The 17,583-nt window shown below is 37.2% G+C and carries 18 protein-coding genes and 1 other RNA gene; 12 read left to right on the plus strand and 7 right to left on the minus strand.

Annotated elements, in window-relative coordinates; all coding sequences use genetic code 11:
- The first annotated feature begins 12 nt into the window (after positions 1-12).
- The 3 genes from budA to PYW34_RS04380 all read left to right on the plus strand — a co-directional run bounded on the left by budA (position 13) and on the right by PYW34_RS04380 (position 1,795).
- Positions 13-723: an acetolactate decarboxylase gene (budA, locus tag PYW34_RS04370; RefSeq protein WP_002289619.1), complete on the plus strand. Its 711-nt coding sequence runs from the start codon at positions 13-15 to the stop codon at positions 721-723.
- Between the two features lie 129 nt (positions 724-852).
- Positions 853-1,350, plus strand: a complete 498-nt coding sequence (locus tag PYW34_RS04375) for a GAF domain-containing protein (protein WP_002293950.1) — start codon at positions 853-855, stop codon at positions 1,348-1,350.
- 184 nt (positions 1,351-1,534) lie between these two features.
- On the plus strand, positions 1,535-1,795 hold the full coding sequence (locus PYW34_RS04380) for a hypothetical protein (protein ID WP_002289617.1): 261 nt from the start codon (positions 1,535-1,537) through the stop codon (positions 1,793-1,795).
- A 361-nt stretch (positions 1,796-2,156) separates the two neighbouring features.
- On the opposite strand, the gene PYW34_RS04385 is transcribed toward PYW34_RS04380, so the two are convergent.
- Positions 2,157-2,396, minus strand: coding sequence for a hypothetical protein (locus PYW34_RS04385; RefSeq protein ID WP_002321266.1), 240 nt, complete (start codon positions 2,394-2,396; stop codon positions 2,157-2,159).
- A 285-nt stretch (positions 2,397-2,681) separates the two neighbouring features.
- On the opposite strand from PYW34_RS04385, the gene PYW34_RS04390 reads away from it, so the two are divergent.
- Positions 2,682-2,996, plus strand: coding sequence for a hypothetical protein (locus tag PYW34_RS04390; RefSeq protein ID WP_002323892.1), 315 nt, complete (start codon positions 2,682-2,684; stop codon positions 2,994-2,996).
- Positions 2,997-3,239: 243 nt separating this feature from the next.
- A complete protein-coding gene (locus tag PYW34_RS04395) occupies positions 3,240-4,193 on the plus strand; it encodes an IS30 family transposase (protein WP_000222572.1) in 954 nt (317 codons plus the stop codon).
- Between the two features lie 304 nt (positions 4,194-4,497).
- On the opposite strand, the gene ssrA is transcribed toward PYW34_RS04395, so the two are convergent.
- Both ssrA and PYW34_RS04405 read right to left on the minus strand, forming a co-directional pair.
- Positions 4,498-4,864: a transfer-messenger RNA gene (gene ssrA, locus PYW34_RS04400) on the minus strand.
- 170 nt (positions 4,865-5,034) lie between these two features.
- Complete coding sequence (locus PYW34_RS04405; RefSeq protein WP_002293945.1) at positions 5,035-5,808, minus strand: Cof-type HAD-IIB family hydrolase; 774 nt, start codon at positions 5,806-5,808, stop codon at positions 5,035-5,037.
- Between the two features lie 143 nt (positions 5,809-5,951).
- Here PYW34_RS04405 and PYW34_RS04410 point away from each other — a divergent pair, with 143 nt between their 5' ends.
- From PYW34_RS04410 to PYW34_RS04420, 3 genes are read left to right on the plus strand one after another with little or no spacing between them, the layout of a single operon-like run.
- Positions 5,952-6,302, plus strand: a complete 351-nt coding sequence (locus PYW34_RS04410) for an SdpI family protein (protein ID WP_002293943.1) — start codon at positions 5,952-5,954, stop codon at positions 6,300-6,302.
- Positions 6,283-6,999 (plus strand): response regulator transcription factor, encoded by a 717-nt coding sequence (locus PYW34_RS04415; protein WP_002293942.1) that lies wholly within the window; start codon positions 6,283-6,285, stop codon positions 6,997-6,999. Before PYW34_RS04410 ends, PYW34_RS04415 begins: the two co-directional genes overlap by 20 nt.
- Complete coding sequence (locus PYW34_RS04420) at positions 6,999-8,447, plus strand: sensor histidine kinase (protein ID WP_002293941.1); 1,449 nt, start codon at positions 6,999-7,001, stop codon at positions 8,445-8,447. The genes PYW34_RS04415 and PYW34_RS04420 overlap by 1 nt, the downstream gene beginning before the upstream one ends.
- A gap of 69 nt (positions 8,448-8,516) precedes the next feature.
- On the opposite strand, the gene PYW34_RS04425 is transcribed toward PYW34_RS04420, so the two are convergent.
- From PYW34_RS04425 to PYW34_RS04435, 3 genes are all read right to left on the minus strand, one after another.
- Positions 8,517-9,026, minus strand: coding sequence for a hypothetical protein (locus PYW34_RS04425; RefSeq protein WP_002288586.1), 510 nt, complete (start codon positions 9,024-9,026; stop codon positions 8,517-8,519).
- Positions 9,016-9,741: a hypothetical protein gene (locus PYW34_RS04430; RefSeq protein WP_002297641.1), complete on the minus strand. Its 726-nt coding sequence runs from the start codon at positions 9,739-9,741 to the stop codon at positions 9,016-9,018. The genes PYW34_RS04425 and PYW34_RS04430 overlap by 11 nt, the downstream gene beginning before the upstream one ends.
- Before the next feature lie 222 nt (positions 9,742-9,963).
- Positions 9,964-12,084 carry an LTA synthase family protein gene (locus PYW34_RS04435; protein WP_002293938.1) on the minus strand — a complete coding sequence of 707 codons (2,121 nt, stop codon included), beginning with the start codon at positions 12,082-12,084 and terminating at the stop codon, positions 9,964-9,966.
- 229 nt (positions 12,085-12,313) lie between these two features.
- Between PYW34_RS04435 and PYW34_RS04440 the strand changes: the two genes are divergently transcribed.
- Genes PYW34_RS04440 through ybaK form a run of 3 tightly spaced genes read left to right on the plus strand, consistent with a single transcriptional unit; the run spans position 12,314 to position 14,774 of the window.
- Complete coding sequence (locus PYW34_RS04440) at positions 12,314-13,492, plus strand: class I SAM-dependent rRNA methyltransferase (protein ID WP_002334180.1); 1,179 nt, start codon at positions 12,314-12,316, stop codon at positions 13,490-13,492.
- 15 nt (positions 13,493-13,507) lie between these two features.
- Positions 13,508-14,266: a type I 3-dehydroquinate dehydratase gene (gene aroD, locus PYW34_RS04445; RefSeq protein WP_002293935.1), complete on the plus strand. Its 759-nt coding sequence runs from the start codon at positions 13,508-13,510 to the stop codon at positions 14,264-14,266.
- Between the two features lie 22 nt (positions 14,267-14,288).
- Positions 14,289-14,774, plus strand: coding sequence for a Cys-tRNA(Pro) deacylase (ybaK, locus tag PYW34_RS04450; protein ID WP_002288577.1), 486 nt, complete (start codon positions 14,289-14,291; stop codon positions 14,772-14,774).
- 70 nt (positions 14,775-14,844) lie between these two features.
- Here the strand turns inward: ybaK and PYW34_RS04455 are convergent, their stop codons facing one another.
- The gene (locus tag PYW34_RS04455; RefSeq protein WP_002293934.1) at positions 14,845-16,098 is read right to left on the minus strand and encodes an NAD(P)/FAD-dependent oxidoreductase; all 1,254 of its coding nucleotides are present in this window, start codon (positions 16,096-16,098) and stop codon (positions 14,845-14,847) included.
- A 116-nt stretch (positions 16,099-16,214) separates the two neighbouring features.
- On the opposite strand from PYW34_RS04455, the gene gdhA reads away from it, so the two are divergent.
- Entirely contained in the window at positions 16,215-17,564 is a 1,350-nt protein-coding gene (gene gdhA / locus PYW34_RS04460) for an NADP-specific glutamate dehydrogenase (protein WP_002293933.1), read from the plus strand.
- The last annotated feature ends 19 nt before the right edge of the window (positions 17,565-17,583 follow it).

Here is a 17,583-nt window from a genome sequence, read left to right on the forward strand (position 1 = left end):
GGAAGTGTCGACATGACTGAAAAAATCTTATACCAGCACGGGACATTAGGAGCTTTGATGGCCGGCTTGATGGATGGAACAGAAACGATTGCTCATATATTAGAAAAAGGAACTCTGGGATTGGGAACATTGCATGGGCTTGATGGTGAAGTCATCTTTTTAGATGGCGTAGCTTATCAAGGAAGATCAGATGGCTCAGTTGCCCAATTAGATGGAAGTGAACTTACCCCCTATGCAGCAATTACAGATTTTACGCCAGATACTAGTTTTTCTGTCTCAAAAACTGCAGATGGAGAACAATTGAAAAAAGACATATTAGTAAGAGAAGCCGGGGAAAACCTATTTTTGGCAGTGAAGATAACTGGATTATTCAAAAATATGCACATCCGTATCATGCCGAAGCAAGAAAAACCTTACAGAAGACTAGCAAAAATTTCAGAGTCTCAACCAGAATTCCAACAAAGCAATGTCCAAGGAACATTAGTCGGGTTCTTTACGCCTGAATTATTCCAAGGAGTTGCTGCAGCGGGATTTCACCTGCATTTTATCGATGATACACATACATTTGGCGGACATGTAATGGATTTTGAAGTGGCTGAAGGAAAAGTTGAGATTAGCCGCATCTCGTCCCTTGTACAGCATTTTCCAGTTGATGATCCGACTTTTGTTCACGAAACGATTGATTATGCTGATTTAGCAGCAGAAATCCAACAAGCAGAATAGAAAAAGACAGCGAGATGCGTTCAAGGTGATTAACCTGACGTATCTCGTTTTTTTGAGGAGAAAACCTAGCGTTTACAAAAAAACTGAGCTATAATCTTCTCCATAGATCAAAAAGGAGCGGTTTTTATCATGTGGACAGAAAAACAGAAAAAAGATGCATACGAAATTTTATTATTACAGCAACAAGGATTATTAGAAGCAGAAGATAACTGGTTAGCAAATTTAGCAAATTCATCTGCATTGTTGAATGAGACTTTGCCTGAGACTGTCTTTGCAGGATATTATTTATTCGATGGTAATGAATTGATTTTAGGACCGTTCCAAGGGCGAGTTTCTTGCACACGTATCAAGATGGGAAAAGGAGTTTGTGGAGAATCAGCTGAAAAACAAGAAACATTGATCGTTGATGATGTCAAAACCCATGCAAATTACATTTCCTGCGATTCAGCCGCACAATCAGAAATCGTAGTGCCAATGGTAAAAGAAGGTAATTTAATCGGTGTTTTAGATATCGATTGCGGAGTAACGAAAGGGTATGATGAAATCGATCAAGCATTTCTAGAAAAATATGTAGATCTTTTATTATCAAATTTTAATATAAATGCTTTTTCATTTATTAATAACTAAAATCGTCTATTGAAACAAAAAAGAAGAGAAATCAAGAATAAAAAGAGCCGGAAAGACAGTGGGCATTTCTGTTTTTCGGTTTTTTTATTTTTTTATAAAATCACAAGTGTTATTGATTTTCATAATCATATTTTAATGTTATTATCATTTTAAATAATGAAAAAACATTAAGGATGGATGAAATATGAATAACGAAACTATCATTTTAGGAAAAAAATATATTTGCCAACCTATTGGCTTGAAACAAAAAGTGGTTGGAGAAGTAATCAGTAAATTAGAAAATTGTGTTGTGATCTGCGTAGACGAATATCATGACGTCGATCGCAATGAAATATTAGAAAAATGCGGAAAAGTAGTGGCAAAATATACTCACGTTTATGAGTTGGAAACAACAGAATATCTATATAACTATAGCAACAAATATGAACATACTTTAGTTTCATAAAGATTTAAATAAAGTGCCTTCAAAAGCGAGAAGACCAAGCTTTTGAAGGCACTTTATTTAGTTGGCAGTGATTGTTCATGATTTTTGATTTATTCAAAAGGTTTGCCTAGAGAATCTGTCTCTGTAACGAGGCCTGGTGGAGAAACTCGATAAAAACCTATACTGCCAGAACTGTCCTATTTTCGGATAGACAAACTAGTAGTTTTAAAAAGATCATCCGATCCAATCATTTCAAAAAATGCAAAACTGATATCAGGATCATTTAGCTCAGGCTTGTTATCGTAAAGCATTTATAAAGGTTGCATTTAGTTAGGAGTAAACGCGAAACTATCATCATTATTTGCTGAAGAAGATGAAGAAGCTAATTCAGAGTTTGTTTGAAATAAAGGAGACGTGCTGACAGTTTCTTTACCCTGTTTTTTGCAGAGGTAGAAACTTTTATATCGGAAGTTTCTACCGGAGAATTTTTCTCATTTGTAGAAATTGTTGAATCGATACTATTCGAAATTTGCGTATCTGAAGGTATGTTCTTTGATGCAGAAGTCCCACAAGCAGTAAGTAACAATAAATTTGATAAACTGATAAACAGAATTCTTTTCATTATGTACACACTCCTTATAGTATCGTTTAGCATACACCTATGCTCAGTATTAGGCAAAATCAATGCAAAACTATCAAGTCTTTTATAGTATCTATTAGTCTTAGTAATACATATATGGAGAGGGTGATATCCCAGTTCAAACCAGATACATTGGTTACCATCTGTATTAACGATTATGCCTCTAAACGCTTTTTTTATGAAAAAATTTATAAGTGAAAACGTAGGTATGATATTATCTAGAGGTCATTTTTTTGGGTATTTAAATAGTTGCTAGGAGGATAGCTTTTGGATTTTTACAGTAATTTTATCTTAATAATAGCAATATTATTACTTCTAAATATTTGGTTTTTTGATAAGAGTAGAAATGCAGGGATAGGTTTTAGAACCAAACGAAGTACGTCTTCTGAAAAAAAGTGGGTATATTCACAGACTATTTTTTACGGAGGGGTTATTTCAATCAGTTTACTTTCTTCAACACTTTATTCTTTTAATGTTATAGACGTTTCCATGTCAAATTTTATATCTATTATTGGAATCCTTATTTCTGCAATTATTACACAACTACTTCTTGTGTTTGAAGAGAAGTCAAAAAATAATTAAAGCAATTATGCCTTTTAGTACAGGAATTATTACTTCTTACAAATGTATAGCGAATGTGAAGCCTGCTGTTTTAATTGTTCTAGAAAAACTTTTGAGTGAACAATTATTTTATGTTAGGATGAATTAATTTCTCTAGAGTTTATAATTCGCCGTTTGTATAATTAAGCGAGACAAATAAAAAAGCCATTTATGTTACACTCAAATTGTAATACCCGCTAAAGCATACAAGGAGAGTGAACATAAATGACTTATACCCATCTTACACCAAACGAGCTTGTAATGATAGAAGCATATTTTCATCAAGAAACTCCGGTTGCTATCGTTGCGAAGCAGCTTAAACGTGGACGCCAAACAATTTACAATGTCTATAACTTTCTCAAATGTGGTGGAACAGCACTTGAATACTTTGAACAATACAAAGAAAATAAGCGACGTTGTGGGAGAACCGAAATCATTTTTCCTGCTGAGGAAAAAGAATACATTGAAAAAAGATCAACTGAAGGTTGGACCCCAGACGTCATTATTGGCCGTGCAGAGCGAACCTTCTCTTGTTCAGTAAGTACCCTCTATCGCCGGTTTAAGACGGGAGAATTCAATGTTTTACATTTACCGATGCAAGGAAAACGAAAACCAAATGGTTATAAGGAAAAACGTGGAAAACAGGCATTCAAAAGAAATATTTCTGAACGTAAAAAAGATTATGTCGTTTTCGAAGAAGAATTTGGACATTTAGAGGGTGATACGATTGTCGGCATCCACCATAAAAGTGCCGTCATCACACTCGTTGAGCGACTTTCAAAAGCCATTATCGCCTTGAAACCAGAAGGCCGTAAGGCAGTTGATATTGAAAATTCGATTAATGAATGGCTTCAATCCGTACCCAAAAATCTTTTCAAATCAATTACCTTTGATTGTGGAAAAGAATTCTCTAATTGGAAAAGTATTAGTAATACGAATGATATTGATATTTATTTCGCAGACCCAGGAACGCCTTCCCAACGGGGATTAAATGAACATTCAAACGGACTCCTCCGAAAAGATGGACTACCAAAAGAAATGGAATTCAACCAAGTCAATCAAGGATTCATCTCATCCGTTGCGTCTAAAAGAAACCATATCCCTAGAAAATCACTAAATTACCAAACACCATTAGAAGTTTTTTTGAGTTACGTAAATGGAAAGTTTTGTCTCGCTTAATTTGACAAATAATAATTAAAAAAACTTATTTGAAGGAACATGCTTAAACCATAATTGTGTTTTTCCTTCCATCAGCATAAAAGTTCACCTCAAAAAGAGTGTACGAACAAAAGTTCTTTTTGTAAACCTTAAAATAGATTTTCCTGAATACGTATTGGGGATTTCTAAATGTTTGAATGTTTTTTTGAATGCAAAATCAATGCAAAAAATTTTGTATTTCTCTACTTTTCTCTCCTTGACCAAAATAAAAAAACGTTGATTTAACAACGTTTTTCATACATGTTTATCTGTCTCAACCATACATATATGGAGACGGCGGGAGTCGAACCCGCGTCCAAACACATCGCCACTTAAAAATCTACGTTCATAGTCAACTCATTTAAGGATTCACTTTACAGCTTGCCGAGTGACAGGCATTCTGTATCGCTAGTCTGATGTTCTCTTTTTCAACTTACAGACGGAAAGTTGAAACGTATCCCACTAAAGTTAGGACCCTTACTCGAGCACATGGGCGATGCCGAGAGGATCTACGCTAACTGTTTTTAGGCAGCTAAAGCGTAAGAGTTGTTTTCGTTTTTAGCAGTTATATTTAACTGTAACGTTTTTACGTAGACGTAACCTACGAAACGCAATTCAAGCTCGACTGTGCCTGTCGAATCCGTAACGTCCCCGTTAGCTAACAAGGGTTACGTGTATTTTTCATACAAAATTAGTATAGCATATATTGGGATAAATTCAATAAAAAAGCGAATCATATCCCATTATTTATATAATAACTGCCCCTTTCTTAAGAAAAAATAAGCGATTTTCTTAAGAAAAGAGGTAGCTTCAAAAAAAGATCTTAAATCAGATCAAAATACTTCAATGCGTGGACAATTCCGCCTTCTGTATTTTTCTTTGTGATAAAGGTAGAAAGTTCTTTTAATCCGTCATAGGCGTTGTCCATAGCGATTTTGTTGTCGCAAGCTTCCAACAAGGCAAAATCATTCGGACCATCGCCAAATCCAAAAGTAGGAACTTTTTCCAGCTGAAGTTCTTTTTGCAGACGTTTGACACCTGCCCCTTTTGAGATTCCTTTCTTCACTGTATCGATCGAGTAAGGACCATTCCGATAAAAAGTTAGCTCAGGAAAATGTTCGTGATAGTATTCGTCACCTGATTGAGATAAGATCAGCAACATATTTACTGTGTTTTCTTTAAAGCCTAAAGGATCAATTTCCGGAACATCTGAATGAATGAAGTCGTAAGCATTGATCATTGTTTGGCTATGACCGGTACACCAGATTTTCTGATCGTTATAGTAAGAAAGTTCATGACCGTTCAACTGTACATGATCATACATTTTTTGACATTCTTCTGAAGAAAATGTTTGAGAATAGATTTCTTCGCCGTCTACTCGAATGAAAGAACCATTCATGGTGACCGCAGAAGTAATGCCCGCATCTTCCATGATAGAGTGGATTTCTGCTTCTGTACGTCCTGTAGCGATGACGGGGAGAACATTGTTTTCTTTTAATGCGTTCATAGCTTTTGCCACTTCGGGTGTGATTTTTGATTTCGCATCTAGTAATGTTCCATCAAGATCAAAGAAAGTGATTGCACGATAATTTGACACAAATAAAACTCCTTTTTTATTGGAATAAGTTTATCTTAACAAAGAATGAACAAAAGACAAACCTTTCGTGAAGAATTCCTGAACATATTGGTTCAGTCAACAATTTAGAGTATACTATAAGAAGAGAATTTAGGAGGGAAAGAATGATTTTTTTCAGTATTGGTATCTTATTCTTAATAATTGGCAGTCTTTTTCGGATTCTGCCCTCAAAAGGAAATCTGCCTTTTTATGGGTATCATTCGCCTCTTGCCGCAAAAACAGACGCTCATTGGCGGCTGGCTCAAAAGACAAGCGGAAACTGGTTTTTTCTTATGGGCTTACTGATGGCATTGATCGGCTATTATTTAAAGACATCTGGGCATACGAATTATTTTCTGATTGAAATGCTTCTGCTAGTATTTCCAATTATGCCTATTTTTATTATGACAGAAAAGACATTACAGAAATATGACCTGGAAACTGGAGGGAACGATAATGAATATTTTAATGATTGAAGATAATCAATCTGTTTCTGAAATGATGCAGATGTTTTTCTTAAATGAAGGTTGGGAAGCAACTTTCAAGTATGATGGAAAAGAAGGGCTCGATGCCTTTTTAGAAAACCCACAACATTGGGATATGATTACACTAGACCTGAATTTGCCCACACTGGACGGTATGCTAGTAGGAAGAGAGATCCGCAAAGTTTCAAGTACTGTGCCGATTATCATGCTGACAGCTAGAGATTCTGAAAGCGATCAGGTGATCGGCTTAGAGATGGGGGCAGATGATTATGTCACAAAACCTTTCAGTCCTCTGACGCTTATTGCTCGAATGAAAGCTTTGCATCGCCGTAGTGAGTTGGCAGAAGCAAGAGAAGAAGCAGCAGTTTCAGATGATCATTTTGATATCGAGACTAGTCATTTCAAGATGAATACGAAAACACGAGAAGCGTATCTGGACAACCGGCCAATTGAAGGACTGACGCCTAAAGAGTTCGATCTATTGTTTACTTTAGCAAAAAAACCACGTCAAGTATTCTCTCGGGAGCAGTTGCTTGAATTAGTCTGGGATTATCAGTACTTTGGTGATGAACGGACAGTGGACGCCCATATCAAGAAATTACGACAAAAAATCGAAAAGGTCGGACCACAAGTCATCCAAACTGTTTGGGGAGTCGGCTACAAATTCGATGATTCTGGTGTTGCCTAATGCGTTATTTGTATCAGCAACTCTTAGCTTTTTGCGGAATGGTCGCGTTGATCTTATTGATCGTTGGAGTTTCTTTTACACAACTGACAAAACAAACGATTGAAGAAAACAATTACCAGCAACTGTTTGGATATGCTGAATCAGTTGAAAAGACAACGCAAACCTATGCCGATACGCTCCCGCAGTTTAGTCAAGATCAGGCGTTTCAAAATGCATTGCTGCTGACAGAGCAAGTACTGACAGAACAAAATGTGAACTTTATATTTATCGATAAAAACGAACGTGTCATTTATCCGACTAATACAGCTTTACTGAATTTTACCTTAACAGCTGATCAATGGAAAAATCTGAGGAATGGACGTCAAGAAAAATTCACATCGAATAAAAATATTTTAGGACAAGCACAGGCGACCTCTTACGCACTTGTGCCATTTAATTTGAATCATGAATTCTATGGAGCACTTGTAGTTAGTCAACCTGCGCGAAATATCGATAACAGCGTTCGTCCAATTACACTGAACCTGTTCAAAGGATTTATTTTTTCCAGTATCGTTGCAGTTATTGCCAGCTATGCTTTTGCAGCATTCCAAGTTAAGCGTATCAATCGGTTAAGGAATGCGACGAAAGAAGTGACGAATGGTAATTTTGATGTACAGCTCCCCGTACATGACAAAGATGAATTTGATGAGTTAGCAGATGATTTCAATAAAATGACGAATTCATTGAGAGAATCTCAAGCAGAAATTGAAGAACAAGAAAATCGTCGAAGACAATTTATGGCAGATGCTTCTCACGAGATGAGAACACCTCTTACGACAATCAACGGACTTCTGGAAGGGTTAGAATACAATGCAATCCCTGAAAATCAGCGAGAAAACGCGATTAAATTGATGAAAAATGAAACAGAGCGTCTGATCCGTTTGGTGAATGAAAACTTGGATTATGAAAAAATCCGTACGAATCAAATCAGTATGGTCATTAAAAAATTCAATGGAACAGAAACATTGAAAAATATTGTTGCACAGTTAGAAGCTAAAGCAGAAGCAGCAGGAGATACATTGACATTGAAAGCCGTTGATGATATTGATGTTTACGCTGATTATGACCGATTTGTCCAAATCATGGTCAATATTATTCAAAACGCGATACAGTTTACTGAAAACGGCCAAATCACGATTACTTTAGAAAAAGGCTATCTTGAAACGATCATCACGATTGAAGATACGGGAATTGGAATGTCTGAACAACAAATGAAAAGTATCTGGGATCGTTATTATAAAGTAGATCCTTCAAGAAAAAATACAAAATATGGTGAATCAGGATTAGGTTTACCAATCGTGCAGCAACTTGTACGCTTGCATAAAGGAAAATTAGAAGTAGAAAGCGAATTAGGAAAAGGAACAAAATTCGCTGTTCGTTTGCCTGACGTAGAAATCAAAAAAGAGTAAAAAACAAGCGGTATAAAAGATCATGAATCGATCTTCTATACCGCTTGTTTTTACTATAAAATGATTGATTTAGCCCGCGGGCTCTAAACGATCAATATAAGGACTTTGAGCAATAGTAGCATCATGAGTAAAGAGTAAGATACCTTGATTTTCTTCATGAGCTAAATAAGAAAGCAAGTGGAGTAGCTCTTGGATCTCCAATACACTAAGTTCATCAAATGTATCTTCAATAACAATATTGTTTCGCTTGGAAAGCAAGGCATGAAGTAATTGCAGCTTTACTTTTTCAAAAGACGTCAACTCAGCTGCCGCACAATTAAGCAAGGAAGGAGAGATATCAAGTTTTTCTTGATAGGCCAAACGATCTTGTTTGATTTCTTTTTCCGGTACATCCAACAGGACATGGTCTTTAAGATTCAGATAAGGAAACATCGGCCAATTTTTTTGGATGATCGCAAAATTATCCAGTTTTGCAACAAGAACCTCTTTTTTCAAGTGCTCCAATATTTTATGCTGTTTTTCGAGAGGACACAAAATAACGGTCAAGTGTTCAGCATGAATCAAATATTCAGGTTTCATTACGTCCAGGCCTCCTACTTTGCAAATGATGGATAAAAAAAGTGAAAGGGAATAGACTAAGAATGAGACAGCATCCACTGAGCCCAATAAGAGTTTGGGCAAATCCCTTAAGTATATCTGTGAAAAAAAGATCATTTTGGAAATCGATGGTAAAAAAAGTCTGTTGATCCATCGGAATTGTAAGTCCGCTTACCGAAGTCAAGATATCACGGATATCTGGCAGTTCAGTAGTCTTTAAGACAAGAAAATTGATCCTTTGAAGAAGCGCTTCATAAACTGACTGGAAGCTGACGATCCACAATAAAACCAAGATACAACAAAGAAAGAGAGGAAAGAACAGCTGCCAGAAAATAAAAAGGAATAATTTGGTTTTAGAAAGACCAGTCAGGCGCCAATTGATCAATTCCTGCTTGTTTTGCCTGACTGAATAGTAAAAGAAAAAGATAAAAAGGAAGGCAAATAGAAAAAATAAACTGAATATGCCTTTTATATAAAATCGGCTAGCTAATTCTAAAGCCGGAAGAAGCTCTGTAGATGCAGAAGCGCCAATAAATGAAAGCCGATCTTGGACTTGATTGGCTAAAGCCGATTGCAAATGGTAAAGAGTCAGGCATGCTATCAATAAAAAAGCAGAAAAGCTTGAAAATAAACAATAGAGTATTGTCTGCTTTTTGTAATAAATTAATCGAGCAGTAGCATAGCGGATTATTTTCATACTTTTCACCTCTATAAAAAGTATAGAAAATGAATATGAATAAAGTATGAAATTCCTTTAGTGAAATCACGAATTAAAACCAGAAAATATTTTGTAAAAAGCAAGAGGTTGTGAAGAAGCTGCCCTATTCTATTACCGTAGATGCAAGCTTTTGAACACTGTTTATTCGAAAAGAGGAGCAGCGACAATAATTTTGTCGCTGCTCCTTTTAAATTTATTTTATCATTCGGAAGAACTTGTGGTCGTTCCGTGAAGTTCTTGGTACGTTTGCGTTTTATAAAGATCAACAGTTGATTGTCCCTTGTGTTCACTAAAGACACTAGTTGACTTGTCACCAAGAGATTTTTCAGCTTCTTTTAATTTCTCTAAGCCATTCTTGTAGTCATAATCACTGGTATCAATTGGGTCTAATCCACTATTCGTATAGAACCGAAGAAGATCACCATTATTGATTTGGTCAGAAACAGCTAACTGTTTATCAACTTTTTCTTTCAGTGAATCAATTTCATTCTGTACTTCCTCAGTAGGTTCAGTAATAGCTTCACCAGTTTCGTTACTATAGATCGTACCACCGTAGTAAGTATATTTTGGTGTAACAAAATCACCATCACGGAAAGAAACAAGCTGTTCATGATCTTTCGAGAATAGATCTTGTCCTAACTGAATATAATTTTTTGTATCTACACCTAGTAAGTGAAGTAATGTAGGCAAGGCATCAACTTGTCCGCCGTAAGTGTGATTGATTCCGCCCTGTGTTTGTCCAGGGATATGGATCATATAAGGGACACGCTGCATTTGTGCATTGTCGTAGTTTGTCCAAGTAGAACTTGTTTTTCCAACTAATTCAGCTAGATTTTTATTTCTTGAATTCGAGACACCGTAATGGTCACCGTAAAGGACGATGACTGAATTATCATACAAGCCGCTTTCTTTCAAATAATTGAAGAATTCTTGTACGGCGGTATCTAAATAATTGGCTGTCGCAAAGTAACCGTTGATCGTTTCATCATTTGTATTGGCTAACGGGAATCCTGCTTCGTCATTGGTGAATTTTGAATAAGGATAATGGTTAGATACAGCAATGAATTTTGAATAAAATGGTTGTTGCAGACGTTCCAAGTATTGTACGGATTGTTGGAAAAATGGTTTATCATGCAACCCGTATTGGAACGAATTGTCATCATTAACATCATAATAAGAAGAATCAAAGAAATAATCATATCCTAAATTCTTGTATGTCTCGTTTCGATTCCAGAATGTACCAGCGTTCCCATGGAATACCGCACTAGTGTAACCTTGTGTTTGACTTAAAATATCAGGTGCAGCTTGGAAAGTATTTTTTCCGCCTAATTGTGTGAACAAGGAGCCTTGATTCAAGCCAAACAATGAATTTTCCATCAGCGTTTCCGCATCGCTTGTTTTTCCTGCTTTTACTTGATGGAAAAAGTTGTCAAAACTGAACGTGCTGTTGCTGTGGTAAAGACTATTGATGAAAGGTGTAACTTCATGCTGGACACCATTCTCATCTGTCAATTTATAATCGATCAAGAATTGCTGGAAGCTTTCTAAATGGATATAAATCACATTTTTTCCTTTAGCAAGACCGAACAAATCGTCATTTGGTGCTGCATAATGTTCTTTTACATAATTTTCTACTTCTTTCATATCATTGGGACTTGCTTCTGCCCGCACTTGGTTTGTCTGGTAAGTTTGAACACCGTCATAAACCATGAAAGCATTCAAGCCAAGATATTTGACCAAATAATCACGAGAGAATGTTCGAGTCAGCAATTCTGGACGATCAGCTTCCGCCATAAAAAGATTTCCTGAGAAAATCATAACTGCTAATGTAGAGATCGCAAAAGCCATTCTTGCTCGGATCGGGCGAGGGTCCAACTTGATTTTTTTTGCAATCAGCAGAACAGCCAAGATAATAAAATCGATCCAATAGATCACATCATATGGGCGAAACAGTCGAATGGCACTTTCTCCCAGACCACTCGCTACTTTCCCAGCACCTAAAATCGTGTTGATCGTAATGAAGTCCGTGAATTCTCGATAATAAGTGACATTCGAAAAAACAAGCAATGTCAAAAGAAAATAAATGACCATCATCGTGATATAAGCAACTCTAGGGCGTCTGATATAAAGAGCAATTCCAAGTAATAACAATGTAGTTGCAATAGGGTTGATAAACAAGATAAAGTATTGAATGCCACTTTCGATTCCGAGATGGAAATCAACTAAATAGGCAAAAATCGTTTTCAACCAAAGTAAAACGACTAGTAAAGAAAAAAATCCGAGCCTCTTATTCAAAAAGGCAGGTGTTTTTATATATTTCAAGATAATCTTCCTTTCTGCACTTCTTAATCACAGAAGTGTCATGAAACCATGTTACACAGCTCACTTATTCTCATTTATTTTACTAGTATGACAATATAGTGTCAATTGAAACCAGAAGTTTATGCTGTTTCATTAAGGTTTTCTTTAAGCTTCATGAAAAAATGAGCAGTAAGACAAGTCCTATGTTTTTTGTTATACTTGGGAAGAGAAAGCTAAAGTAGGTGAAGGAATGAAAGTACAAGTAAAAAAAAGAGCAAGCAATCGATTGAAAAAAGGATATCCACTGATCCAAAAAGAAGACCTTGCTCATCCCCAAAAAGAAACCACGCAATGGGTGGAATTAGTTGATTCGCAAAACCAATTTATCGCAAAAGGATATCTAGGAAAGCAGAATAAGGGAATCGGTTGGGTATTGAGCCAGCAGAACATCCCATTTGATCAATCATTTTTTGAAGAACTTTTTGTGAAGTCAAAAGAAAAAAGAACTTTCTTTTTTTCAGATGATTCTACTACCGCTTTTCGTATATTCAATGGAGAAGGAGACGGGATCGGCGGTCTGATTGTTGATTATTATGCAGGTTATGCTGTTTTTTCTTGGTATAACGAAACGTTATATGCACATCGTGAATTATTGATTCAAGCTTTTCGTGAAATCTACCCGGAAATCATAGGAGGCTATGAGAAAATTCGATTTGAATCAGTAAATCTGCCTGAGAGCCAGTTCATTTACGGAAAAGAGGCACCGGAACCCTTGATCGTAAAAGAAAACGGAGTAAAATTTGCCGTTTATTTAAATGAAGGATTAATGACTGGGATCTTTTTAGACCAAAAAGAAGTACGGGGATCATTAGCAGAAGGTTTCGCTTCTGGGAAAACAGTTTTGAACATGTTTAGTTATACCGGCGCCTTTTCTGTTGCTGCCGCAATGGGAGGGGCAATCGAAACAACAAGTGTCGATCTAGCAAAACGCAGTTTAAAAAAAACACAGGAACAGTTTGAAGTGAATGGTTTGGATGTCGATCAGCAAAAAATCATTGTTATGGACGTATTCGAGTATTTCAAATACGCCAAAAGAAAACAATTTTTATATGACATGATTGTATTGGATCCACCAAGTTTTGCCAGAAATAAGAAAAAAGTCTTTCGCGTAGCAAAAGATTATGGGGAACTGGTCAAGGATAGTCTGGATATTTTAGCAGAAGACGGGATACTTATTGCGTCTACAAATGCTGCGAATGTCTCGATAGAACAATTCCAAACAATGATTGAAGAGGAATTCCATACCAAAAATGTTTCTTTTGAACAACTTGCTTTATATCGTCTGCCAAAAGATTTCCAGACGACGGATACCTTTTTAGAAGGCAATTATCTGAAAGTGTTTGTTTATCAAATTAAAAATAACCATTAGAAGGAGCGATGCAGAATGGTTCGGGTAAAGGGATTGAATATAGGAAGCGGTAGACCAAAGATTTGTGCGCCTCTTATCGGGGCCGTCCGAGAGGAAGTATTACGTGAAGCAGTTCTTGCACGTGAAGCAGGGGCCGATTTAGTCGAATGGCGAGTCGATCATTATCGTGAAGTTTTTTCTTTTGATGAAGTAGCAGAAACATTGGTTCTTATCCATGAGATGCTTGATGGACTGCCGTTATTATTTACGTTTCGTACCTTAGCTGAAGGCGGAGAACAAGACATATCGATCCGTCAGTATCGCGACCTTTATGAACATGTGATACACACAGGATTAGTAGATATGGTCGATATCGAGTTGTTCAAAGTAGAAAGTCTAGGAAAAAGACTGATAGAGGAAATCAAGTCTTTAAACATTCCTTTAATTATCAGTAGTCATGATTTTAAAGAAACACCAGCAGACCCTGTCTTGCTTTACCGATTGAATGTTATGGAACATTTTGGAGCCGATATCGGAAAACTGGCAGTAACTCCCAATAATGAACGAGATGTTTTGCGGTTGATGGAGTTGACTAGACGGGCAAATGCTTTTGTCTCCATGCCTATTATTACGATGTCCATGGGAAATCTTGGTAAAATTTCTCGTCTGGCTGGCGGAACGACGGGTTCCGTTATGACATTTGGTTCCTTAAGCAGCGATTCTACTTCTGCTCCAGGACAATTACCGGTCAAAGCATTGAAGCAAATTATTCAATTATTAAATGAACCGTTGTAGAACAAGTTTGAGGTGATATTTTTTGGCAAAGAAAAAAATAGTAAAAACGAATGCAATCCGTATGGTCGAACAAAAAAAGATTCCCTATACAGAGCACGAATATGAGTGGGACGAAAGCCACCTAAGTGCGTCATCGGTCGCTGAACAGCTTCCAGAAAGCCAATCTCGTATATTTAAAACACTGGTTGCTGTGGGCAATGTGACGGGGCCTCTTGTTGCTGTGATACCGGGAGAAGCCGAATTGAATCTAAAAAAATTAGCAAAAGTTTCAGGGAATAAAAAAGTAGAAATGCTCCATTTAAAAGATTTGGAAGCAACGACCGGATACATACGTGGTGGCTGCTCGCCTATAGGTATGAAAAAACTATTTCCTACTTATTTAGATCAAATTGCAGAAAGCTATGAACAAATCATTGTCTCGGCTGGCAGAAGAGGGCTACAGATGGAGTTAGCACCTCAAGATATCTGTGCATTAACGAGCGGACAATTTGCAGATATAAAACAATAAATCATACGTATAAAAGAAAGAAGGAGGCCGGGATGTTGTTTGCCCAGTCTTCTTCTTTCTTTTTTATACATTATGCTCTTTGCCCAGCATTCATTCCTGCTACATGCCCTGTAGCGAAAGCCGCTGTGATATTAAAGCCGCCAGTATAACCATTGACATCCAGTAATTCTCCCGCAAAATACAGACCATCAATGATTTTACTCTCCAACGTTTTAGGATGAATTTCCTTTAGAGAAACCCCTCCGCCAGTTACAAATGATTTCTCAATAGGAAAAGTCTTGTTGATTGATAGCTTAAACTCTTTGCATAATTGAACGAAATCTTGAATTTGTTTTTGAGAGGCTTGTTGTCCTGTCAGATGATCCATTTCAAGCCGCTCAAGAAAGAAAACTAACAACCGCTCAGGTAATAAACCGTGCCAGGCATTTACCAAGTTCTTTTTGGTGGTTTTACTTTTTTCTGTCAATAAATGAATAAGCTCTTGTTTGGTTTGTGTAGGGAAACAATCCAGAGAAAGTGTCACTGGTTCTCCCGTTTTCTCTAATTCTTTATTGACAAAACTTGAACAACGCAGTGCAGCCGGACCAGAAATACCGAAATGGGTGAAAAGTAAATCCATCGTATGTTCAGTCAATACACGACCTTTTTTATTTAAAACGCGTAAAGTGATGTCTTGTAAAGAAAGCCCTTGAAGTGTTTTCTCCTGAATATACGGTTCATCCGATATCAAGGGGGACTCTGTCGCATAAAGAGGCGTCACCGTGTGACCCACTCGCTTCACGATCTTGTACCCATCTCCAGTAGAACCAGTAGATGGATAAGTCCGTCCACCAGTTGTTAAGATAACGGCAGGAGCATGAAACTCTTCGAATTCCGTGCGTATACCGTAAATTTTATGTTCTTTGTGGATCAATTTCTCTACTCGAGTAGAGAATAGAAGCGTCACATCTAGTTCTTTCAGACGATTGAGCAATGCTTCGATAATCGTTTTTGATTTATTTGTTACAGGAAACATCCGTCCATGATCCTCTTCTTTTAAATGTACGCCTTGTGATTCAAAGAAGTTCATGATATCGAAATTATTCCATTGCGCAAACGTACTATATAAAAACTTTCCATTTCCAGGAATATGTGCAATCAAATCATCAACAGGACGATTGTTCGTAACATTGCACCGACCACCACCTGTCATCAGTAGTTTTTTTCCTGCTTTTTTGTTTTTTTCGATCAAGAGTACGCGTGCGCCTTGTTCAGCTGCACTGATCGCTGCCATCATCCCGCTTGTTCCAGCGCCGACTACGATCACATCATACAGTTTTTCCATTCACTCACCTCAAGGAAAGTGTAGCATATCTGAAGAAAGAAAACAGAAAAAAATGTTTTGAGCCAAAAGAGAAAATGAGCTAAAATGGGGGAAGATAAGTAAAGGAGCGTGGAACGATGACAAACGCAACAGAATATGTTCAAGCAATTCAAGAAAAGCTACATCAAAAGGATCAAGGGCAAGAAGAATTTTTACAAGCAATCGATGAATTCATGCCCACGGTTATGTCTTTTTTGGACACTCATCCCGAATATATCGAAAAGAATATCTTAGAACTTTTAACGGAACCAGAAAGAGTTATTCAATTTCGAGTGCCTTGGCAAGATGATGAAGGAAACTGGCGAGTAAATAGAGGCTACCGTATCCAATACAATTCAGCTATCGGCCCTTATAAAGGTGGATTGCGCTTCCATCCTAGTGTCAATCTAAGTATCTTAAAATTTTTGGCTTTTGAACAGATTTTCAAGAATAGTTTAACCGGTCTGCCAATCGGTGGAGGAAAAGGCGGAAGTGACTTCGATCCTAAAGGAAAATCTGATAATGAGATCATGCGTTTTTGTCAAAGTTTCATGCTGGAATTGTCAAAACATATCGGCCCATCGATTGATGTTCCTGCGGGAGATATCGGTGTAGGAGCTAGAGAAATCGGCTATTTGTTCGGCGAATATAAACGATTGAAAAAATATGATACTGGTGTGTTGACAGGTAAACCTTTGGATTTTTGGGGAAGTAAGATACGTACGGAAGCTACTGGTTATGGATTAGTGTATTATGTCAAACATCTATTGAACGAAGAAAAAGATTCATTTAATCAAAAAACAGTTTTTGTTTCCGGAAGCGGGAATGTAGCCATTTATGCAATCGAAAAAGTGCAAGAGCTAGGCGGGAAAGTTGTTACATGTTCAGATTCTAGCGGGTACATCTATGATCCAGAAGGAATAGATGTGAAACTATTGAAAGGAGTCAAAGAAATCAATAGACAACGTTTGACGGAATACGCAAACCAACGTCCTTCTGCTATTTATCATGCTGGAGAATCTGTTTGGACATTGAAAGAAAAAGCGGATATCGCTTTGCCATGTGCTACTCAAAATGAAATAGACGAAAGCTTGGCCGAAATCTTAGTAGAAAATGGGATCAAAATCGTAGCAGAAGGCGCTAATATGCCATGTACAGTAAAAGCTGTTTCTGTTCTTCATGAAGCAGGCGTGTGGTATTGTCCAGGAAAAGCTGCTAATGCTGGAGGAGTGGCAGTATCTGCTTTAGAAATGAGTCAGAACGCCCAGCGATTGACTTGGGAAAGAGAGCAAGTGGATGAGCAGCTGGATCAAATCATGGAAACGATTTACCATGCGTGTCGCCAAACAGCAGCCGAGTACGGCGACGAAAAAAATCTGCTTCTTGGAGCAAATGTTGCTGGATTTGAAAAAGTTGCCAAAGCAATGGCAGCAGAAGGTTTAGTTTGAAAAATGAAACTTTCTTGGA

The sequence above is a fragment of the Enterococcus faecium genome (assembly GCF_029023785.1).
GTDB classification, from domain to species: Bacteria; Bacillota; Bacilli; order Lactobacillales; family Enterococcaceae; genus Enterococcus_B; species Enterococcus_B faecium.